Annotated in this window: 8 protein-coding genes and 1 pseudogene; 2 read left to right on the top strand and 7 right to left on the bottom strand. The window is 71.8% G+C overall.

The genetic code is table 11. From position 1 onward, the window contains the following. Positions 1 to 13: 13 nt before the first annotated feature. From ACZ4O3_RS33550 to ACZ4O3_RS33535, 4 genes are all read right to left on the bottom strand, one after another. Positions 14 to 9,361 (bottom strand): amino acid adenylation domain-containing protein, encoded by a 9,348-nt coding sequence (locus ACZ4O3_RS33550; RefSeq protein WP_467725844.1) that lies wholly within the window; start codon positions 9,359 to 9,361, stop codon positions 14 to 16. Then, a complete protein-coding gene (locus ACZ4O3_RS33545; protein ID WP_467725842.1) occupies positions 9,358 to 13,353 on the bottom strand; it encodes a non-ribosomal peptide synthetase in 3,996 nt (1,331 codons plus the stop codon). The genes ACZ4O3_RS33550 and ACZ4O3_RS33545 overlap by 4 nt, the downstream gene beginning before the upstream one ends. A gap of 451 nt (positions 13,354 to 13,804) precedes the next feature. After that, entirely contained in the window at positions 13,805 to 14,194 is a 390-nt protein-coding gene (locus ACZ4O3_RS33540; protein WP_467725840.1) for a cupin domain-containing protein, read from the bottom strand. Between the two features lie 149 nt (positions 14,195 to 14,343). Further along, on the bottom strand, positions 14,344 to 15,549 hold the full coding sequence (locus tag ACZ4O3_RS33535) for a glycosyltransferase (RefSeq protein ID WP_467725839.1): 1,206 nt from the start codon (positions 15,547 to 15,549) through the stop codon (positions 14,344 to 14,346). A gap of 350 nt (positions 15,550 to 15,899) precedes the next feature. Between ACZ4O3_RS33535 and ACZ4O3_RS33530 the strand changes: the two genes are divergently transcribed. Next, complete coding sequence (locus ACZ4O3_RS33530; RefSeq protein ID WP_467725837.1) at positions 15,900 to 16,511, top strand: hypothetical protein; 612 nt, start codon at positions 15,900 to 15,902, stop codon at positions 16,509 to 16,511. Positions 16,512 to 16,562: 51 nt separating this feature from the next. Here the strand turns inward: ACZ4O3_RS33530 and ACZ4O3_RS33525 are convergent, their stop codons facing one another. Beyond that, complete coding sequence (locus tag ACZ4O3_RS33525) at positions 16,563 to 18,050, bottom strand: FGGY-family carbohydrate kinase (protein ID WP_467725885.1); 1,488 nt, start codon at positions 18,048 to 18,050, stop codon at positions 16,563 to 16,565. A 371-nt stretch (positions 18,051 to 18,421) separates the two neighbouring features. On the opposite strand from ACZ4O3_RS33525, the gene ACZ4O3_RS33520 reads away from it, so the two are divergent. Continuing rightward, the gene (locus ACZ4O3_RS33520) at positions 18,422 to 21,199 is read left to right on the top strand and encodes a lectin (protein ID WP_467725835.1); all 2,778 of its coding nucleotides are present in this window, start codon (positions 18,422 to 18,424) and stop codon (positions 21,197 to 21,199) included. A gap of 91 nt (positions 21,200 to 21,290) precedes the next feature. On the opposite strand, the gene ACZ4O3_RS33515 is transcribed toward ACZ4O3_RS33520, so the two are convergent. Beyond that, the gene (locus tag ACZ4O3_RS33515) at positions 21,291 to 22,415 is read right to left on the bottom strand and encodes a glycoside hydrolase family 19 protein (RefSeq protein WP_362716403.1); all 1,125 of its coding nucleotides are present in this window, start codon (positions 22,413 to 22,415) and stop codon (positions 21,291 to 21,293) included. 86 nt (positions 22,416 to 22,501) lie between these two features. After that, positions 22,502 to 22,723, bottom strand: a pseudogene (locus ACZ4O3_RS33510) (RlpA-like double-psi beta-barrel domain-containing protein); the annotation flags it as partial. Positions 22,724 to 22,765: the final 42 nt, after the last annotated feature.

Raw genomic sequence — 22,765 nt, 5'->3', positions numbered from 1 at the left:
AGGGGGATGCGGTTTACAGGTCGGCGATCCCGCGGGCAGCGGTGCCCGATGCCGCCAGCGTCGTCCTGATCGTCTCGGCGACCGTGTCCACGTGGGGTGCCGCGACGATGCCGTAGTGGTCCGTGGGCAGAGACCTGAGGACGGCGGACGGGGGCAGGCAGGTGGCCCACTGCCGGTCCGGCTCCCGAGGACCCACGGGGGTGGGCATGCCCGCCGTGGGGTGTCCGGCCAGCCACAGATACGTGGGGACGGAGACGAGCGGCCGTACGCGGTGTTCCCCGAGGCTGCGCAGGTTCGCGCGGCAGCACCGGGCCAGCCTCTCGGCGTAGGCCTGTGCGTGCCCGGCCGGCGACGAGGAGGCGCCGGCGCCGAGTTCGGCGGCGAACACCTTTTCCAGATGTGCCTCGTCGTAGGCGGCGACCAGTGCCTGCGCCTGGGGCGGTGGCGGATCCAGGAGGTAGAGCGCCTCCAGCGGCCGGCCGGCCGACTCGGCGAGACCCGCCATCTCCATCGCCACACGGGCACCGTAGGACCATCCGGCGAGGTGCAGCCGGTGGTCCGGTCCGCCGAAGCGCTCTCGTAGTTCCGTGTCGTAGTGACGGGCCCGCTCGGCCAGTGACCATGCGGGCGTCCCGGCGTCGCGGAGGCCCGGGTCGGCGATGAGGCACACCGTGGGCGCCGGGCCGAGCGCCGCCACCAGCGCGCGGTATGCCTGGATGTCTCCGCCCACCGGGTGCACCAGGCACAGGACGGCCGGCCCGGTTCCCTCCTGCCAGATGTCCAGCACGACCCGGCAGGCGCCGTCGGCCGACTCGGCGATGGGCTCGGCGGAGGTGAGGGCCGCCTCGATGTGTTTCAGGATCTCCGTGAGACTGACACGGTGACTGAAGGAGGCCAGGTCGAACTCGACGCCGTAGTCGTCCTCGATCCGGGCGATCAGGCTGAGCAGGGTCAGCGAGTCCGCGCCCAGGTCGTACAGCGAGTCCTCGGGGTCCAGCTCCGCCACGCCCAGCAGGTCCTGGACCACCCGGGCCATGGCGTCCGCCCGCGCTCCGGCACCCCCGGTGTCGCAGGAGGCCGCGTCTGTCTCCCCGCCGTCCGTGGCCGGCACCGCTCCGGAGCCCGGGGGCCGGTCCGCGATCAGGGCCGGCGCGTAGAAGGCTCGGGAGACCTCGATGTCGGTGGTGGACACGAGGAGTTGCGGCAGTTGCAGGGCGAGCGCATCGGCGAAGACCGCCTTGCCTTCCTCGACGGTCAGGCCGACCCCGAGGTGGGCCTGATGGCGGCTGTCCGGGTTCCGGACCCGGGTCGCCATCCCGGTCTCGCTCCAGATGTCCCAGTCGATACCGATCCGGACGGTTGTCTCCGTCCCGGTGGCCCGGTGGTGGGCGAAGCCGTCGAGGAGCCCCGCCCCGGCCGCGTAGTCGCTCTGGCCGACACCGCCGAGCAGGGCGGACATCGAGGAACAGTAGACCGCGATCTCCGGGCGGAAGGCTCCGATCAGGTGCTCGACGACGAGTGCGCCCCTGTCGCGGACCGCGGCGGCCTCGCGCATCGCGGTGGCGTCACGTCGTACGAGCAGCCCTCCGTGGCCGAGACCGGCCGCGTGGACGACGCCGTCCAGCCGTGCCGTGTGGCCGGCGACGGCCGCCGCGACCTCGTGCACGGGCATGGCCGCCAGATCCGCCGGGACGAGCCCGACGCGGTGCGCCCAGCCGTTCAGCTCCACGGGCAGCCGCGGGTTCCTCGACAGCAGAAGCACCCGGCCGCGGGTGTGTTCGAGCAGCCAGGCGGCTACGGCCCGGCCGATGCCACCCGTGCCGCCGAGCACCAGGTGGACGGTGTCCGCTCCGGCCGGTACGAGGGAGCGCGTCCCCTCCGGTACCGCCACGGGGACGGTGCCCGGCCGCCACCAGTAACCCTGCCGCAGCGCGAGCTGGCGCGGCAGGGCCGGTCGGTCGGGACGCCCGGCCGCACGCGGTTCGGCGAGGACCGCGGCCACGTGACCGCCCCACCGGCCGAGGTCGCCGTCGGGGAGGTCGAGCCAGTGGCCCTCCAGGACCGATTCCTGGTGGGCGACCTCGACCGGCCCGGTGAGGAGCGCCAGTTCGGGTCTGTCCACCACACCCGCCACGGGCCGGGCGCCGTACGACAGCCACCACACCCGGGGTGAGGCGTTTCGCCCGGTCAGCGCCTGGGCCAGGGCAGCCGTGCCGTCCACGCAGGTGCGGCGGGCGTGTTCCAGGGTGACGGGACCGACCGGCCCCGTCACGTCGAGGGGCAGGGCGTGCACCCACTCGGTGTCGGCGGAGACCGGGACACCGTCCTCGGACAGCGCGTCGAGCAGCCGGCGCAGCGACGCCGGATCGGTGGGGTCCACCTCGTAGGCGTCCGGTCCGCTGCGCGCGAAGGAGCCGGCCGGGCGCACCCGGACGACGCGCGACGCCACCGCCCTGAAGGGCGCGAGCGCCGTCCGCGGAGTGTTCCCGGAGGCCACGACGACCACGGCGGACGCGCGGCCGCCCGGCACGGAGGTGTCCGCGACCGCGGCACGGCGCAGCCGGACCCAGTGCGGCTGGTGCAGCCAGTTCTCCCGGGGCAGCCGCCGGGGCGGGGCGGCCGGCGCCTCGCGCGGCTCCTCGGGCGGCCGGTCGAAGTCGTACTCCGCGAGGGAGAAGGACGGCGGCGGGAAGTCCCAGGGCGCCGGAGCGGAGCCTGCCCCCCAGTCGACGGGGCGTCCGGCGGCCCAGTCCGCGGCGAGGCCGTCGGCCGCGCGGCCGGCCGCGGAGACCGGTGCGGCGTCCGGGTCCGCGGTACCGAGCGGCACCGCCCCGGTGGCCACCGCGCGCAGCCAGCGCCCGGCCGCGGCGGCGTCCGTCACGGGTGCCGCCGCCCGCAGGCGGCGGGCGACCCGCCCGCCCTGAAGATGACGCAGCACGAACCCGTACCGTTGCGGGTGCAGTCGAAGGTAGTCGGCGATGCGGGCGGCGTCGGCGGCGAGGGCGTCCGCGCTGGAGGACGACAGGACGAGGCACCCGGGTACCTCGCGGTCCGCCACCGTTCCCGTCGCGGTGTCCTGTTCCACGATGACGTGGGCGTTGGTGCCGCCGATCCCGAAGCTGCTGACCGCGGCCACCCGTTCGCGGCCCTCGGGCCAGGGCACGGCCTCGGCCGGGACGTGGAAGGGCGTCGGGTCGGGACCGATCTCCGGGTTGAAGGCACGGAAGTTGAGGTTGGGCGGCAGGGTCCCGTGGTGCACGGCGAGGACCGCCCGTACCAGGCCCACCACACCGGCGGCCGCGCCCAGGTGGCCGAGCTGGCTCTTCACGGAGCTCAGGGCGCAGCGGCCGGACTCGCTCACGTCGAACGCCTGCCGCAGCGCCCCCACTTCGATCGGGTCACCCAGCCGGGTGCCGGTGCCGTGGGCCTCCACATAGCCGAGGTCGGCGCCGGTGCGCCCGGCGCGGGACAGGGCGGTGCGGATCACCTCGCGCTGTCCTGCCAGGGACGGCGCGGTGTAGCTCATCTTCGCCCCACCGTCGTTGTTGATCGCCGAGCCGGTGATGAGCGCGTAGACGGTGTCGCCGTCCCGTCGTGCCCGCCGCAGCGTCTTGAGGACCACGACGCCGACACCGCTCGCGCCGACCGTGCCGGTCGCGTCGTCGCTGAAGGGCCGGCAGTCGCCGTCCGCGGAGAAGATGTGCTGCGGACGGTAGCGGTACCCGCCGGTCAGCCCGGGGTCGACGAGCACTCCGCCGGCGAGCATCACGTCGGCCTCACCCTGCCGGAGCAGGCCGGCCGCGAGGTGCACGGCGACCAGGGAACTGGAGCAGGCCGTCTGGGCGCTGAAGGCGGGGCCGGTCAGCCCGAGGTGGTAGGCGACCTTGGTGGCCAGGAAGTCCTTCTCGTGGTGCAGGGCGAGCTGGAAGTTGTCCGGCAGCCGGGCGGGGTCCGCCTCGCGCAGCAGGGACTGGAAGTAGGTGTTCTCTCCCGCGCCGGCCACCAGGCCCACCCGGGTGGCCGAGGTGTCCGCCACTCCGGCGTGCGCGAGGGCCTGCACGCCGGCCATCAGCAGGTGACGCTGTTGCGGGTCCATCAGCCGTGCCTCGTGCGGGCTGATGCCGAAGTGAGCCGGGTCGAAGTCGAGCATGCCGTCGAGCGTGCTGTGCGCGCCGACGACTCCTTCCGGCGCGTCGATGCGGCGGATCCCGGTGCCGCCGGAGACCACCAGCTCCCAGAAGGCGGCCAGGTCCGGGGCACCGGGCACTCGTACCGCCATGCCGACGACCGCGATCGGCTCGCCGGGTCCGGTGGTCCGCCCCGGGGGCCCGTCGTCCGTCGCGGCCGGCCGGGTGGGCGGCCGCCGGGTGGTGAGATGGCGGGCCAGCGAGCGGACGGTGACGTGCTCGAACAGGTCAGCGACGCTGAAGCGCAGGCCGAGTTCGGTGGTGCAGCGCAGATGGAAGCGCATCAGCGTCAGACTGGAGGCGCCCGCCTCGAAGAAGGTCTGATCGGGTGCGATCGCCGATCCGGTGACCTCCTCGAAGGCGGCGCTGATGCGCTCCTCCTCGGCCGACAGGCCCGTGCGGGCGGTCCCGGAACGACGTATCTCTTCCCCCGGTGCCCGGAGGACGGCCCGCCGGTCCAGTTTGCCGCTGGGGGTGCGGGGCAGCCTCTCCAGCCTGCGGAAGCGGTCCACACGTACGTAGGAGGGCAGCAGGGCGGACAGATGCGCGGTGAGGCCGTCGGCGGACGGCACCTCGCCACGTACCTCCAGGGCCGCCGTCAGCCGGCCGCCGTCGCCTGTGACGACGGCATTGGCCACCGCGGGATGGCGCAGCAGGGCCGCCTCGACGGAGCCGAGTTCCAGCCGGTGCCCGCTCAGCTTGATCTGCTGGTCGTCACGGCCCGCGTAGTGCAGCAGGCCCGCACGGTCGAAGTACGCCTGGTCGCCGGTGCGGTAGAACAGTCCCGCGCCGGGGAGTTCGACGAACCGGGTCTCGTCGAGCGCGGGTGCGTCGAGGTAGCAGCGGGTGGTCATGGTCCCGCCGATCAGCAGCTCGCCGGTGCGGCCGGGCGGGACCGGGTCGCCCTGGGCGTCCACCACCCGCAGGTCGGCGCCGGCCACCGGGCGTCCGATGGCGGGCCGCTCGGGCCAGCGCCCGGGATCCCCCTCCAGGCACAGGGCACTGACCACATGTGTCTCGGTCGGCCCGTAGTGGTTGAACAGGCGCGCGCCGGGGAGCCCGGCGAACCACCGCCGGATGCTGTCCGTGCACACCAACTGCTCGCCGGCGGTGACCACCTCGCGCAGGCGGGCAGGATACCTGTTAAGCCGGACGGCGTACTCGGCGAGCAGGTGCAGGGCCACGTACGGCATGAAGATCCGCTCGGCGCCCGCGGAGTCCAGCCGGTCGAGGAGCGCGGGTACGTCCTGCCGCCACTCCGGGCGGACGAGGTGGAGGACGCCGCCTGTGCACAGCGTCCCGAAGATCTCCTGGAAGGACACGTCGAACGCCAGCATCGAGAACTGCTGGGTGGCCGCGGGGGCGGTCAGGCCGCCAGGACCGGACTGCCACCTGATCAGGTCGCACAGCGTGCGGTCGTAGATCTGCACGCCCTTGGGGACGCCGGTGGAGCCGGAGGTGAACAGCGTGTACAGCGGGCGGGTGGAGCCGTGCGCCGGTGCGTCGGCCGGGCGTTGGTCGTCCCGGTGCCGGTCACCCCTGTGCCGGTCGTGCTCCGCGCCCGTGCCGTCGCCGCCGTGCCGCGCCGGATCCGCCGCCGTGACGACATGGCGCACCACGCCGTCCGGGAGCAGCGTGTCCAGCGTGGCCGAGCCGTCCTGCGCGGTCAGGACGCACAGCGGGTCGACCTGTTCCAGGACCCGGCGCAGTACGTCGGCCGGGTAGGAGGGGTCGAGGGGGACGGCGGTGACGTTCAGCCTTGCCAGGGCCAGCAGGGCCACCACGTGTTCGGCGGAGGGATCCAGGTACAGGGCCGCCCGGCAGGGGCCGCCGTCGGCCGGGATCGGGTAGCGGCCGGCCAGTTCCGTGGCGAGGGCCGCGGCACGGGCGTCGAGGGCCGCGTAGCTCAGGGTGGCGCCGTCGGCCGTGACGACGGCGGGGGCGTCCGGAGTGCGGGCCACCTGCCGGCCGAAGCCCTCGGCGATCGTGGTGAAGCCGGGTTCCGGGGCGGGTCCGCGCCCGTGCACCGGAAGGGACCGCCGGTAGGGCGCGACGAGTTCACGCGCGGTGCCGCGGCCACCGGCCGCGAGCGCGTCCACGCCCCGCCGGAACAGGTCCGCCATCGCCTCGACGTCCTCGGCGGTGAACCGGTCCTCGGCGTACTCCCACAGCACGTCGAGCCCGTCCGCGTGCTCGACCACGGAGACCGTCATCGGGCATTTGGCCTCCGGTGCCGCCCACCACAGGGGGGTCGGGACGCAGCCGGGCAGACGCAACGCCCCGAAGTCGGTGTTCTCCAGGACGAACAGGAAGTCGAACGGTGTGCTGTCCCCGACGGCCTCCCAGCCGGTCAGCACGTCCGCCAGTGCCACGTCCTGGCGTCCCAGTACCTGCCCGGTGTCGGTCCCGGTGCGGGCGAGGTGCGAGCGCAGGTCCGCGCCGGGTGCGACGGTCAGCGGCAGCAGTACGGTGTTCGCCATCATGCCCGCGCTGTTCTCCCACTCGCGCACCGGGCGGCCCGCGACCGGGGCGGCGACGCGTGGGCGCACCAGGCCGGTCACGCCGTACAGGCACCAGGAGAACACGCTCAGCAGGATCTGGAACCGGGTCAGTCCGAACTCGGCGCACAACTGGTCCACGTGCGACCGCCGGACGACGTCCAGCGAGGTGTGCAGCAGGCGGGCCCGAGGTGCCGGATCCGCGTCCGGGGCGGGCAACGGCTCCTGGGGATCCGCCAGTCCCCGGTAGAACGCCAGGAGTTCGTCGCGCTGTGTCTGGTAGACCGGGCTCGCGAACCGGTCGTTCTGCCAGACGGCGAAGTCCAGCGGGGTCGGTGCCGGGGTGCCGGGCCGCGCGGTTCCGGCGTAGGCGGCCGACAGGTCGTGCAGCAGGATGCCCAACGACCAGCCGTCCACGGCGATGTGGTGAAGGTGCAGCAGCAGGGTGCCGCCGCCGTCTCGCGGCAGCCAGCAGGCGCGGAGCATGCGGGGGACGGCGAGGTCGAAGGGCTCGGCGAAGAAGGTGTCGGCGAAGGTGTGCGCCTCTTCCTCGTCCCAGGTCCGCCGGGGCCCCGGCTCGTGCCAGGGGTCGTACGGCTCGCCGACGGTCTGCTCCAGGCCGTCCGGGCCGAGGCCGAAGCTCGTCCGCAGCGCCTCGTGGCGTGCCACCAGGCCGCGCAGCGCCCGCCGCAGGGCACTGGTGTCGACGGGGCCGTCCACGCGGAAGGCCTGGTTGACGGAGTAGGCCCGGGAGCCCGGGGCGCGGCGCTGGAGCAGCCACAGCCGCTGCTGCTCGCTGCCGGCGGGCGCCGAGCGGGCACCGGAGACCACCGGTGCCGGCAAGGTGTTCTGCTCGCTGGGACGGCCCGTGGCGAGGGAGCGGGCGACGTCGGCCAGGTCGCCGTGGAGGACCGCCGCCTGCGTCAGCTCGCGGCCCCATCGCTGTCGCACGGCGAAGCAGAACCGGAGCGCCTTCAACGAGTCGCCGCCACTGGCGATCCACCGGTCGCCCAGCCCGAGACCTGTGGTGCCGAGTATCTCCTCGGCCAGTTCGACGACCTGACGCTCCGTCTCCGTGACGGCCGGACCGTCGGGGCCGCAGGCGACGGGCCGCCAGGGACGGTCGGTCTGCCGCAGCAGGGCGGCCCGGTCGACCTTGCCGTTGGCGTTGAGCGGCAGCTCGGCCACGAGATGAATCTGATGGGGGCGCATGTAGGCGGGCAGCTGGGCCGCCAGGTGGCTGTCGAACTCCTCGTAGGACACGTCCCGTCGGAGGACGACGAACGCCAGCAGCTCGTTGGGCCCCGCCAGGCCCGCGCGGCGCGTGCACACATAGGCACGCTGGACCGCCGGGTGGGTGAGAACGCGCCGTTCCACCTCGCCGGGTTCGATCCTGAAGCCACGGACCTTGACCTGGCGGTCGGTTCGCCCGACGTACTCGATCAGGCCCTCGTCGTCGGTCCGCACGAGGTCGCCGGTGCGGTAGTACCGCTCCTCGCCGCCGTCGAGCCACGGCAGCCGCACGAAACGCCGTTCGGTCTCCTCGGGAAGGCTGCGGTATCCGACGGCGAGTCCGGCCCCGCTCAACAGGAGTTCGCCGACCTCACCGGATGCGGCGATCCGCTCCTGACCCGGTACGACCACGACCGCACCGGTCTGCGGCAGGGGCCGGCCGATCGGCACCACGTCACCGTCGAAGTCCCGCGGGATCGGGTGGCACAGGGCGAAGGTGGTCGACTCCGTCGGCCCGTAGATGTTGAACAGGCGGGTGCCGCTGCCGGCGTTGTCCCGGTACCAGCGGCGCATCACCCGCGGGTCGAGCTGCTCGCCGCCCACGAGGACCTCGCCTGCCGCGGCGAAGCAGTCCGGCACGGCCGTGACCATCGCGTTGAACAGCGCCGTGGTGATGAAGACGGTGTCCACCCGCTCGTGCCGCAGCGCCGCGGCGAGCCGCTCGGGAGTCTGCACGTCACCCTCGCGCAGGACCACGCAGCAGCCACCGGTCAGCAGGGGCGCCCAGACTTCGAAACTCAGCGCGTCGAACGCCGGATTGGCCAGGCAGGCGTAGCGCAGTCCGGGCTCGATGCGGATGTACCCGGGATGTGCCAGCCGCCGCACCCCGGCGTCCCGGACCTCGACTCCCTTGGGCTGCCCCGTCGTTCCGGAGGTGTAGAAGAGGAAGGACACCTCGCCGGGGCCGGACGGGTCCTGCACGGCGGCACCGGGTTCCGGAGGCCCGGGCAGCAGGTCGTGCGCGGCGAGTGCCGGCAGGTCCTGCGGAAGGTCAGCGGCGGTCCCGGCCGTCTCGTGGACCAGGGCGACCGCGGCGGAGTCGCGGAGGATGAAGTGACGGCGTTCGGCGGGGCTCTGTGTGTCGAGAGGCACGACCTGTGCCCCCAGCCGCAGAATGCCCAGCATCACGCAGACCAGACGCCACGACCGCGGCAGCGCCACCGCCACGGCCTGCCCCGCGGTGACGCCCCGGCGCCGCAGCTCCCGGGCGACGAGGGCCGCGGCGGTGTTCAGCGTGGCGTAGTCGAGGCCGACGTCACCGTCGGCGACGGCCTCGGCATGCGGTGTCCTCAGGGCCCGGCGGTGAACCGAAAGGGCTATTCCGGTCGGGGCGTCCGGGTCCTCGGCTCCGTCGGCGGGGGATGTCTCGACGCGCGGTTTCATCGTGCCTCCGACGTGCCTGAGGGGGTGGTGCGCCGCGTCTGGCCCGCGTCGTCCGCGGACGTCAGCCGGTGGAGTTCGGCGGTGAGGACGGCGGCGACGCGGGGGAGTTCGTCGCTCTCCAGCATGTCCCAGTGACCGCAGGCGACCGGCTCGACCGCGAACTCACCGCTGACGCGACGCCGCCAGAACGCGCGCAGACGGGCGGCGGCGTCCTCGGTGTCCGCGTCCTCGTCCGCCACGTCCGTGGCCTGCATCAGCACGACACGGGCGGGTGATTCGGGTACGGCGTAGTCGCGCCCGGTCGCGCGGTGGTGGTTGTAGACGTTCAGGTACCGGGCCACCTGGTCGTCGTCGATACCCGGGTACATGCCGTTGAAGCGCACCAGCTTCTCCCGGAACTCCGCCATGCCGACCGGCGTGATCGCGGCGCGCTGCTCGTCGTCCTGGGCACCATGGGTGTCCAGAAGGACCACACTCACCTTCTCGTGACCGGCCGCCACCAGGCGACGGCCCATCTCGTACGCGATCAGACCGCCGTAGGAGAGCCCGCACAGCACCAGTGCCTCGTCGGCCCGTGCGTCGACGAGCCGCAGGTACTCCGCCGCCATCGCCTCGACGCCGGGCAGGGTGGACTCGCCGGGATTGATGCCGGGCGCCTGAAGCCCCACCACGCCGATGTCGTCGGCCAGTTCGGCGGAGAGCGGCAGGTAGCAGAACGCGGTGCCGCCGGCGGGGTGCACACACACCACGCGCTGTCGGCCGCCGCCCGCACGGAACTCGACCAGACTGCTGGATCCCGCGGACCCCGCCTCGCTGCCGCTGCCGCGCACCCGTTCGGCGAGCGCCTCGATGGTGGGGTGCAGCATGACGTCCCGGACGGGCAGGGCGACGCCGAGTTCGTCCTGGACGGCGGACGCCATCTTGATGGCCGAGATCGAAGTGCCGCCCAGCTCGAAGAAGTTGTCGCCTATCCCGATGTCGGGATGGAGCAGCACCCGGCGCCAGACCCGGTACAGCGCCATCTCCACATGGTCGCGGGGCGCGGCCGCGTTGACCCGCCCCGCACGGGTCTTGGCGGCGGCGCGCAGCACCTCGGCCCGGTCCACCTTGCCGCTGCGGTTCAGCGGCAGTCGCGGGAACTCGGCCACCACGGCGGGGATCATGTAGTCCGGCAGCCGGTCCCTGAGGGCCGCACGCCACTCGTACGGCATCCGCGTGGCCTCGGCGTCACAGCCCACGCCCGCGACCAGATGGGGGCCGCCGGGTGTGTCGCGATCGGCCAGGACGACGGCCTCCCGCACCCCGGGGACCGCCAGCAGCGCCGCCTCGACCTCGCCCGGTTCGATACGGAAGCCGCGCAGCTTGAGCTGGTCGTCGCGGCGGCCGACGTACTCGGCGTTGCCGTCCGGCAGCCAGCGCGCCAAGTCGCCGGTCCGGTAGAGCCGTTCACCGGGGACGAACGGGTCGGGGACGAAGAGTTCTTCGGTCAGGCCGGGGCGGTTCAGATATCCACGGGCCAGACTCGCGCCGCCGAGGTAGACCTCTCCGGGCACTCCGACGGGCACCGGGCGCATGCGGCCGTCGAGCAGGTACAGACGAGTGCCCCGCAGCGGCCGCCCGATGGGGCACGGCCTCTCCAACGGCTGTGGATCGGTGTAGGCGGTGGAGTAGAGCGTGGCCTCGGTCGGTCCGTAGCCGAAGCAGACGCGCAGGCCGGGCAGCAGCTCACGCATGCGGTGCAGGGTGCTCTCGGGCAGGGACTCCACCCCGGTGAGGAGCTGGCGCAGGCTCGATCCGGCCAGGCGCGCCGCCGGGTCCTCGCCGATCCACAGGACGTAGGACGGGGGCAGGAACGCCTGGGTGACCTTGCGTTCGCGCATCCAGTCCAGCAACGCCCGCGGGTCACCGCGGAGTTCGTCGGGAACCAGGTGGAGCACGGCGCCGGTGGTCAACGGGACGAGGAGTTCGTGCACCGACGCGTCGAAGCCGATGTTCGACCAGGCCGAGGCCGCCTCGCCGGGCGCGTCCCCCATGAGGTCGCGCCAGTGGTCGAGGAGATTGACGACGCTGCCGTGCGTGACCGCAACACCCTTGGGACGGCCGGTCGATCCCGAGGTGTAGATGACGTAGGCGAGCCGGGCCAGCTCCGCGCCGACGGCCGGCGGCTCGTCGTGCCCGCCCTCCGCCTCCACCTTCGCGAGGTGCTCCCACGGCTGTCCGCGGTCGTCCGCGGAGTCCCTCCGGTCGCTCAGCACGAGGACAGGCGCGGCGTCGGTCACCATGGCGGTGAGCCGCTCCGGGGGCTGGCCGGGGTCCAGGGGCAGGTAGGCCGCTCCGGACTTGAGGATCCCGAGGACACCGACGACGAGTTCGGCCGTGCGTCCGGCGTGCAGACCCACCACACGATCGGGACCGGCGCCCCGGGCGATCAGGGCGTGGGCGAGACGGCTGGACCGGCGGTCGAGCGTCGCGAAGTCCAGTTCCGTGCCGCCGGCGGCCACCGCGCACTGCCCGGGCCGTTCGCGGACCTGCGCGGCGAAGCGCTCCAGCACGCCCGCCGGCGCCGGGTCGGCCACGGCGGGGCCCGTGCCGAAGGCGGCGAGGAGATTCCGCTGCTCGTCCTCGTCGAGCAGTGTCAGGTCGGCGATCTCGGCATCGGGCTGCTCGGTCATCAGACGCAGCACGCGGCGGAACTGACGTATGTACCGTTCGATCGTCCCCCGGTCGAAGAGCGCCACCGCGTAGTCGATCTCCCCGGTGAGGTGCCGGCCCTCGTCGGCCAGGGCCAGGACCATGTCGAACTTCGCGGGTACGTGAGCGGCGTCCTGCCGCAACTCGACGTCCAGGCCCGGAAGTTCGAGTTCCTTCCGCATGGAGGGGACCCAGGCGAACATGGTCTGGAACAGGGCTGTGCAGGCAGGGCTTCGCGGTGGGTTGACCAGTTCGACGACTCGCTCGAAGGGCAGGTCGACGTGTTTGAGGCCGTCCCGGATCCGCTGGTTCACCCGCTTCAGGGCGTCCCTGACGCTGGGCGTGCCGGAGAGATCCGCGCGCAGGGCGAGGGTGTTGACGAAGAAGCCGATCAGACCCTCGACGTCCCCGCGTCGGCGGTTGGACGTGGGCGCGCCGACCACGATGTCGTCCTGCCCGGAGAGCAGGGACAGCAGCACGGACCAGCCGGTGAGGACGGTCGCGTAGAGGGAGACATCGTTGTCCGAGGCCAGCGCGCGCAGGTCCCGTGTCAGGTCCTCGTCGACGAACACGGGCAACCGGTCGCCGCGGAAGTCCTGTTCGGGCGGCCGGGGCCGATCGGTCGGCAGGGAGATCACGGCCGGGGTGTCCGCCAGCGCGGTGGTCCAGTAGTCGGCGTGCGGGGCGGGCTCGTCTCCGGCCATCCACTCCCACTGCCAGCGCGTGTAATCGCTGTACTGCCAGGTCAGTTCGGGCAGGGAGACGTCCTGCCCCCGCTGAAGCGCGGAGTACACCTGGCCCAGCTCTCTCAGCAGCAGGGAGCGGGACCAGCCGTCGAAGACGATGTGATGGACCATCAGCACAAGTACGTGATGGTCTGGTCGGAGCGCTATCAGGCAGCCGCGTGCCATCGGCTCCTCGCCCAGACGGAACGGGGCGCCCTCCACCCGGGACCGTATGCGTGTGAACCGTTCGGCCCGGTCCGGCAGCCCCGTCAGATCCTCGAACGTCACCGGGAACCCCGTGTCCGGCGGATCGACGACCTGAAGAGCCGAACCTTCACAGGGGACCAGCCGGGTGCGCAGGGCCTCGTGCCGGGCCGCGAGCAGATGCAGCGCCTCGATGAGCGCGTCCCGGTCCAGCGGCCCCCGGATGTCGAAGGGCATCGGCTCGTTGTAGGCGGCGCTGGCGTCTCCGTCCATGCGCGCCATGACCCACAGACGCTCCTGCGCCAGTGACAAAGGCGCGGATTCCGTCTCCTGGTCAAAATGATTACTGACTGCGATTCGGGGTAAAGACACGGATTACCCTTCACGAGAACAGAATGCGGCGGAAATCAGGGACGGCGTTCCCGGAGTGTCGGACCGACGTCCGGAACGCGTGCGTTGCAATCAATGTGCGACCAGAAAACAATGCCCACGAGGCCGGGGCCCCGGCGGGACCCTTGTGGGGACATTCTGCTGTCCGTACTGGTCAGAGCCTCCATCACGCTGCCGCGCGAACGGCGTGGAGAGCAGGTCGTTCCGGATTTCGAACCGGGCTTTCACGGATCCGGGCGGGTGGCGATTGCGGACGTTGCTGTTTATTCGACCACCTGTGCGGTGGCTCATTTCCGTCGATGCTAAATGTGCTCCGATTAAGCGGTCAACCGTGACCAACGCCACACACGTTGGGCGTCGGATTACCGTTTACGTTCGGCATGCGACATTAAGGGTTTTGCCCGAAGATAGCGGACCACACGAGGCCAATGGTTCACTTCGGTCGCGGCACGACGTGTTCGTCGGGGACGGCGTATCCGGAGACGGAAGGCCATCGCACGGTCATGACCACGGAGTCTTCCTCGGCGCGCCAGGAGTGATCCACCCCCTGACCCCAGACGACGTAGTCGCCCTGCCGCTCCAACAGCACACTGCGGCCGGGGAACTCCATACGGAAGCGTCCGGTGATGAGCACCAGCAGCGCCGTCCGCACCTCGCCCTTCACCCATTGCGCCCGCTGCTCACCGCGTGGATGGACACCCCACTTCACCTCGACGGCGTCGCTGTGGCGGGGATCGCCCTCCTCCTTGAAGTGCCCGAGCAGCCAACCCCGGTCCGCTGCCGCGTCCTTGCCCGCATTGCCTGTGTACACGCCGTCGTCCATGAACCCGAACGCTAGCAACGGGAGTGCCGGGCCGGCCCCGGCACGATCGACCACGTGATCACGGCCCGCACACGCCGAGGCCCCGGACGGCTCACCCCGCCCGGGGCCCCTTCGCCGGGATCGGTCCGGGCGCTACGGGACGGCGTCGTTCACCGTGACTCCTCGACCAGCCGGCGCGCGGCCACCTCCGCTCCGTCGGTGCGGAGCCGGCCGCCCAGGGACGTCGCACGCGCGCGGGTCTCGGGGGACAGGGCGGTCTTGAGCGCGATGCCCAGGGATTCGACGGTCGTGGTGGGGGCGTCGAGAGCCGCACCGAGGTCCAGGGCCGCCACCCGGTGGGCCCAGTACGGGTTGTCCGACAGCTGGAGAGGTATCACCACCTGCGGCACGCCTGCCCGGGCCGCCGTCAGCGTGGTGCCCGCGCCGCCGTGGTGGACCACGGCGGCCACCTTGCGGAACAGGTTCTGATGGCTGACCTCGCCGATGGCGAAGCAGTCGTCCCCGTCGTCGAGGAGGTCCAGGTCCGCCCAGCCACGGGACACCAGGACGCGGTGCCCCTGGGCGCGGATCGCCTCGACGGCCATGCCGCCGACGCCCTCGGCCGGGGCCATGCTGCCGAAGCCCACGTAGACCGGCGGGCTGCCCGCGTCCAGGAACCCGGCCAGGTCCGCCGGGAGGGGACGCTCGTCCGCGAGCGTCCACGCGCCCGTCTGGACGACGTCAAGGCCGGGGGCCGTCCGCCACGGCCCCAGGACCGGGTCCGCCGCCAGCCACGGACGGCCGGTGATGACGTGATCGCGCACGTTGTCCACCAGCGGCAGACCGAGGGCCGCCCGGTGGCCGTTGAGCGCCTCGCCGAACTGCGCGTCGACGTTGCGGGCGTCCAGCTCCCAGAGCCTGGTGTTGTCGGCGGCCTCGGGTTCCGGCCACCCCGGCCGCGGCGGGGGCGCGTGGTATGGAGAGGGCAGATGGACCGCCGCGTAGCTCACGTACACGTAGCGGACACCCGTAGCCTCGGCCACGGACCGTGCGGCGACCTGCCCCAGACCGGCCGCCAGCACCACGTCACATCCGTCGAACGCCGCGGGGAACGCGTCGAACTGCGCCTCGACCAGCTCGTCCCGGTAGCGGGCCAGGTCCGTCGCCGAGGGCAGGGTCTGCCCGCGCATCAACTCCCTGACCGGGAGCCCGACCGGCACCAGCCGCACACCGATACCCGCGAGCCGCCTGGCGAACTCCTCGTCCGGCGGCGCGCACATCCTCACCTCCGCGCCGAGTTCCCGCAGCCGCACCGCGAGCGCCACCAGCGGCTCGACGTCGCCACGCGTCCCGTATGTAGACAACAGCACCCGCATTCAGTGTCCTCTTCCGTCGGGTCTTGCCGGTCGGCCGGGGCCGGCGATGCTCGCCTCGCCCCCCCTCCACGCACGGCCGCGCCGGTCAACTCGGTTGCGCCACAACGGACTTGATTATCCGGGAATCGCGAGAGCGCTCATCGAGGTGGCCGTGGTGCGCGTGGTGCCGGAGGTTCGGTGGCGGCCGGCTCTGGGCAGTCTGTGCTCGGCGAGGTGTGCAAGATCCCCCATCGTCCACACAACCGGAGTGCTACGCGATGCAGAGTCCGTCCACACCCGTACCTGATGTTTCGGTCATCCTGCCCTGTGCCGGCCACGGAACACGTTTCGGGGCGCCCTACCCGAAGGAGTTGCACTGTCTGGCTCCCGGGGTCACCGTCCTGGACCGCAGCCTGGAGGCCGTCGTCGAACTCGCCAAGAGCGGACTCCACGTGCGCCTGGTCGTCGTGTTCGCACCCCACAAGCTGGACACGGTGAGTCATCTCGCCCGCTACGCCGACATGTTCCAGATGGTCTTCGTCTACCAGGACGAGTCCTGCGGACCCGGTCTCGACGGGGCGATCCGGTCCGCCCTGCCGATGACACGGGGACCGGTGGCCCTCGTGCTGCCCGACATCGTTGTCTCGGGCGCGGACGCGCAGGGCACGCTCCTCGACGCGCTGCGGCAGGTGGAGGTGGCGGGCTGGAGCGTGGTGGCCGCGGCGGAGCGGGATCACGACACGCTGCGGCAGATGGGCGCGTTGGCGGTGGCCGAGGCGGGAGGCGTCCTGACCGTGGGCGCGGCCACCGACAAGCCGGCGGATCCCTCCGGCTTCAACGCGTTCTGGGGCATGGTGGCCGTCACCGAGAGCGAGGCGCACCGGCTGCCCGACGTCGTGGGTACGGGAACGGCCAGCCCGTTGGCCGGCGCGGTGGCGCTCATGGTGGAGGGAATCGTCAACTACAACACCCCCGCGGCCTGAACTCGCGGGTGCCGTGAGGAACCGGGACGCCGGCGGGCTCTGGTGCACCGCCTACGGAAGGGCGTGTTGCGCGGGGTCGGTGTCCTGGTCGCGGGCCAGGGCGTGGGTGACCGCGGTGGTGTTCTCGTACAGGGCCCGGTACTGGGTGAACCGGCGGTCGTAGACAGGTGCGGTGGCACGGTCGGGCCGGACCACCGACTCCGCCGGGTTCCAGGCCGTGATGTCCGGTCGGCCGATCAGGCCGGCGGCGAGGAAGGCGGCACCGTAACTGGCACCGATGGTCGTGCGGGCGACGATCTGTTCGAGGCCGGTGACATCGCTGACGATCCGGGGCCACAGTCCGCCCCGGGTACCGCCGCCGACCGCGACGATCCTCCGGATGTCGGCACCGGCCGCGAGCATGGTCTCCACGTTGTGCCGTACCCCGTAGGCGGTGGCCTCCAGCGCCGCCCGCATCAGGTCGCCCCGGGTGTGACGCAGTGTCAGGCCCGCGATCACACCCCGGGCGTCGGGGTCCATGACGGGTGTGCGTTCCCCGGCGAAGTACGGCAGCATCACCAGGCCGTTCGCGCCCGGGGGCGAGGCGGCCGCCTCGCCGAAGAGCACGCCGGGGCCGACGCCGCCGAAGAGGTGCCCCAGCCAGTCGGTGACGGCTCCGGAGGTGGCCATGCCGCCGGCCAGGCAGCGGGTGCCGGGCAGGGCGCCGACCGTGGACCACATCGACGGGCTGGTCAGGAGCCGGTCGACGGTGTTCACGAGGAACATCGTGGTGCCGTACATCAGCATCAGGTCGCCGACGCCGTGGCCGCCGACGCTGACCGCCTCGCTCCAGGCGTCGATCGTCCCCACGATGACCGGTGTGCCGGCCGGGATGCCCGCGACGGGCCTGCTCACCCGGCCAGCCTCCTCGCCCGGCCAGCGCAGCGGGGGGAGTTCGATGCCGGGCGCGATGTACTCGGCCCACTCGGGGATCCAGCACTGTTCCTGGATGTCGAACAGCGGGGCGCACTGGCTGGCGGAGTGCAGGTCCAGCACGTAGGCGCCGGTCAGCCGCTGGACCAGCCACGACGCGGGCATCAGGAGGCGGCGGGCGTGTGCCCACGCCTCCGGTTCCCGCTCGCGGATCCAGGCGAGCTTCGGCCCGACGGCCTGGGACGACAGCGCCGACCCGCACCTGCGGAAGACCGCGTCCGCGCCCAACTCCTCGTTCAGCCGCGTGATCTGCTCCTCGGCGCGGGTGTCCACGCCGTACAGCACCGCAGGGCGCACCGGCTCTCCCGCGCCGTCGACCAGCAGGGTGCACGGGCCCATGCCACTGACTCCGACGGCCCGGACGGTGATGTCGTCACGGCCGAGCAGTTCGGCCGCGAGCGAGACGAATTCGTCCCACCACACGAGTGCGTCCATCTCGACGTGCCCCGGCCGGGGACGGTCGACCACATGGCCGCGAACCGCCTCGCCCAGGATGCGGCCGGCGGTGTCGACGACCACGCCCTTGGTGCTCGAGGTGCCAACGTCAACTCCGAAGACGACATCGATCACGTACTGCCTCCCTTGGCGCCGGATGCGCCACCGTAGCCTGTCGCTCCGCCGGGACGCCGTCCGCGACCCGCGACCCGCACGCCGGGCCGCGGTTCGTGTCGCCCCCGGAGGCAGGCTTGCGGCACTCGTTGACATGCCCCTGCCTTGTGGCTAGCTTCACGAGGAGTTCCCGCTCTGCTCCTTGGGCGCCCGCAGCTCAGGGTCCTCTCGAAGCGTTCGTCTCTCAGGCACCTCATCTCCACGGTTGGACAACGTTGTCAGCCTCGGTGACCTCACCGTCCCGGCACATCGTTCATCACCAGGGCCGTGCTCTCGGGCGCGAAGACAACGTTGTCGGACCTCCACTTCCGAGTAGAGGAGCAAACCCCGTGATCACACGACTGTCGAGACCGCCCGGAACCATGGCGATCGGTCTCCTCGCGGCCGCGGCACTTGCCGCGGCCGGGCTGTGCGCGCCCGCGTGGGCGGCAGGCAAGGCCGCGCTCGTCACCTCGCCCGCGACTCTTGTCAATCCGTTCATCGGGACGTCGAACCAGGCGGACGACTTCCCGGGGGCCGACGTCCCGTTCGGCATGGTGCAGTGGAGCCCGGACACACCCTCGCGTCCCGACGGCGGGGGCTACGAGTACAACGACTCGTCGATCACCGGCTTCAGCCTGACCCACATCGCCGGACCCGGCTGCGGAGCGGCCGGTGACGTACCGGTGCTGCCCACGGTGGGAGCCGTGAACACCGGTGCCACGGACGCCTTCTCGCACGCCAACGAGTCGGCGTCCGCCGGGTCGTACAAGGTCACGCTCAACAACCAGGTGACCACCGAGCTGACCACCACGACACGCAGCGGCATGGCCCGCTTCACCTTTCCCTCGACCAGCCAGGCCAACCTGATATTCAAGTTGACGGACAGTCAGAACGGGGCCAGTTCCACCCAGTTCACCAAGGTGTCGAACACCGAGGTGAGCGGGCAGGTCACCAGCGGCCACTTCTGCGGCGCGGGAAACACGTACAACGTCTACTTCGACATGGTCTTCGACCAGCCGTTCGCGTCGCAGGGCAGTTCGGTCGCCAAGAAGTCGCCCACCACCTCCGCGGCTGCGGCCAAGGCGTCGAAGAACACCGCCGAGCAGCCCGATGAGCCTGTACTGCACGGCAAGAGCTCGAGGACCGCGGACCCGAACGCCACGAAGGACGCCGCCACCCCTGCCGCCGCCGCCTCGAACGGCTACGTCACCTTCAACACCACGGGCAACCCGGTCGTGCAGGCCAAGGTCGGCATCTCCTACGTGTCGGTCGCCAACGCCGTGGCCAACCGGACCGCGGAGAACGGCGGCTGGGACTTCAACGCGACCCGTACCGCCGCGCAGAACGCGTGGAACAGCACGCTCGGCAAGGTGCAGGTGGCCGGCGGGACGGCCGCGCAGCAGCAGAGCTTCTACACCGCGCTCTACCACTCGCTGCTGCACCCGAACGTGATCAGCGACAGCAACGGCCAGTACTACGGTTTCGACGGGAGGACGCACACCGTGGACGCCGGTCACGGCGCGGCGTACGCGAACTACTCCGGCTGGGACATCTACCGGTCGCAGGCCCAGCTCGAGGCCCTCATCGCCCCGCAGGTCGCCTCGGACACCGCGCAGTCCATGGTCGACGACTACGCGCAGACCGGGATCTTCCCCAAGTGGTCCGAGAACAACGGCGAGTCGTACGTCATGGTCGGTGACCCGGCGGACGCCGTCATCGCCGACTACTACGCCTTCGGTGCCCGGAACTTCGACACCACGACCGCCCTGGCCGACATGGTCAAGCAGGCGAGCACCACCAACAACGACCGGCCCGGCCTCGGCTACCTGAACGCGCCGGGGTACATGCCGCACGACGGCAGCTACGGCTGCTGCAACTTCTACGGCCCGGTCGCCACCACCCTGGAGTACGACACGGCCGACTTCGCGATCTCCGCGATGGCCGGAGCGCTCGGCGACACCGCCAACCAGAAGACCTACGCCAACCGCGCGCAGGACTGGCGCAACGTGCTCAACCCCGCCTCCGGATTCGTGGAGCCCCGCAACGCCAACGGCTCGTGGACCGGCGGCTTCGACCCCACCAGCGGCACCGACATGGTCGAGGCCGACTCGTGGATCTACACCGCAATGGTGCCCTTCGACATCGGCGGGCTGGCGCGCGCCAAGGGCGGCAACACGGCGATGAACCACTACCTGGACACCGTGCTGCGCAGCTACACCGGAGCCAACGGCTACGCCTGGGTCGGCAACGAGCCGAGCATCGAGCTTCCGTGGGAGTACGACTACACGGGGCAGCCCTACAAGACGCAGGGCACGGTGCGGGCGATCCAGGACCAGATCTGGTCGAACACCCCGGGCGGCCTGGCCGACGGCAATGACGATCTCGGCGCGATGAGCGCCTGGTACGTGTGGTCGGCGCTCGGCATGTTCCCCGAGACGCCCGGCACCTCCGACCTCGCCCTCGGGTCACCGCTGTTCACACAGGCAGTGGTCACCCTTCCCTCGGGTGCGACGCTGACGGTCAACGGCAACGGCGCCGCCGACAACGCCCCCTACGTCCAGTCCGCGGCGTGGAACGGCACGGCGTGGAACAACGCCTACGCTCCCACCACGGCGATCACGGCCGGCGGCACGCTCGACTTCACGCTGGGCACCAGCGCCAACACGTCCTGGGCGACCGCGGCCGGCGCGGCACCGCCCTCCTACGCCGGAGACACCGCGGCGCCCGCTTCGCCGCGCATCGGTCCGCTCACCTCGGCGGTGGCCTCGAACCTCTGTGTGGACGACGCCTCCTCCGGCACCTCCGACGGCACCCACGTCCAGATCTGGGGCTGCAACAGCACCTACGCCCAGGACTGGATCATCGCCGGCGACGGGACGATCCGTACCCTCGGCAAGTGTCTGGACGCCGATCACAGCGGGACCACCAACGGCACGCTGGTCCAGCTGTGGACCTGCAACGGCAGCGGCGCCCAGCAGTGGACCGCCGGCGGCAACGGATTGCTGGTCAACCCCCAGTCGAAGCTGTGCCTGGACGACCCCAACTCCTCCACGGCGAACGGTACCCAGCTCCAGCTGTACACCTGCAACGCCACGGCCGCCCAGAACTGGAGACTGCCGGGCTGAGCCGTCGGCGGGGGAGTCGACGGCCCCCACACCCGACGGAGCCGGCCGGGCAACCGCATGCCCGGCCGGCTCCACGCACCCGCAGAGGTGATCAGCAGTACAGGTTGGCGCCAGGGGTGACGCCGAGGATCGAGGTGAAGCGCTGGTAGGCGTCGACGCGGCTCTGCACCTGGGCCGGGTTGCGGCCGTCGCATTCCAGGGAGCCGTTGATGGAGCGGATGGTCTGGCCGAAGCCGGCGCCGTTGACCATGGCGTTGTGGGGGGTCATCGTGCCGGGTCCGCTCTGGGTGTTCCAGTACCACAGGCCGGTCTTCCAGGCGACGGCCGAGTCGTTCTGCACCAGCCAGGGGTTGTCGAGGAGATCGATGCCGAGCGCGTCCCCGGCCGCCTTGTAGTTGAAGTTCCAGCTGAGCTGGATGGGGCCGCGCCCGTAGTAGGCGTCCTGGCCGGCCGGGCAGCCGTAGGACTGACTGCGGTCGCAGTACGTAGGGTAGTTGGCGGTGTTCTGCTCGACGACGTAGACCAGTCCGCCGGTCTCGTGGCTGACGTTGGCGAGGAAGGCGGCGGCCTCCTGCTTCTTGACGGTGTCACTGCCGGTGGTGGCGAACCCCGGGTAGGCGCTCAGCGCGGCGGTGAGACCGCTGTAGGTGTAGAAGCCGTTCCGGTTCGGGAACATCTGGTTGAACTGCGCCTCGCTGACGACGAAACCGGACGGGTTGCCGCCGCCACCACCGGCCGGGGCGTTCCACTTCTGGTTCGCGGCGCCGGTGCAGGTCCATATCTGCAGTCGCGTGGCGTTGGCGCTGCTGTTGTCCCGTACGTCGAGGCACTTGTTCGCGGCGGGGTTGACGATGTCGTGGGCGGCGGTGACGACCCACTGCTGGTTCGCTCCGCCGGAACAGTCCCAGAGCTGGACGGCCGCTCCGTCGGCGGTACCGCGGTCGACCACGTCGAGACACTTGCCGAGGGCGCGCAACGTGCCGTCGCCGTTGTTGGACCAGCTCTGGGCGCCGGTGCCGTTGCAGTCGTAGAGCTGGACGGCGGTGCCGTTGGCGCTGCTCGCGCCGGCCACGTCGACGCACTTGCCGGCCAGCCCCGTGATCTGCCCGGTGGCCGCCTGGGCCGGGGCGACGGTGAACAGGGCGGACAGGACGGCGGCGAGGACGACGCCCAGCGTCAGCCGGCCGAGGGCGCCGCGCCGACGGCGGCGGGACATGAGGAGAGGAAGGCGCATGGGGGACTGCTCCTGACGTGGATCGAGGGAGGGGGGAGTGCGGGACCGGCCTGCCGGCGACGGACGTGTCAGCCGAGGACCTGCTGGGTCACGACGATGTGTCCGGCGTCGGGGTCGAGGACACCGCCGAGCCGGCTGAAGGCGCCGTCGGTCAGATCAAGGCACTTGGGTTCCTGCGGGGTCTGGGCGAACGTGCCGCGGTCGTTGATCCGAACGGTCAGCGAGCGGCCGTTGGCGACGTTGGTGACCTGGACACGGGTACCGAACGGCAGTTGGGGCTGGCGGGAGAGGGAGGTGGCGGCCGTGTCGGCGTTGTTGTCGAAGAGTTCACC

The organism is Streptomyces sp. NPDC026515 (assembly GCF_055567595.1).
This window is presented reverse-complemented; position numbering and strand designations above follow the sequence as displayed.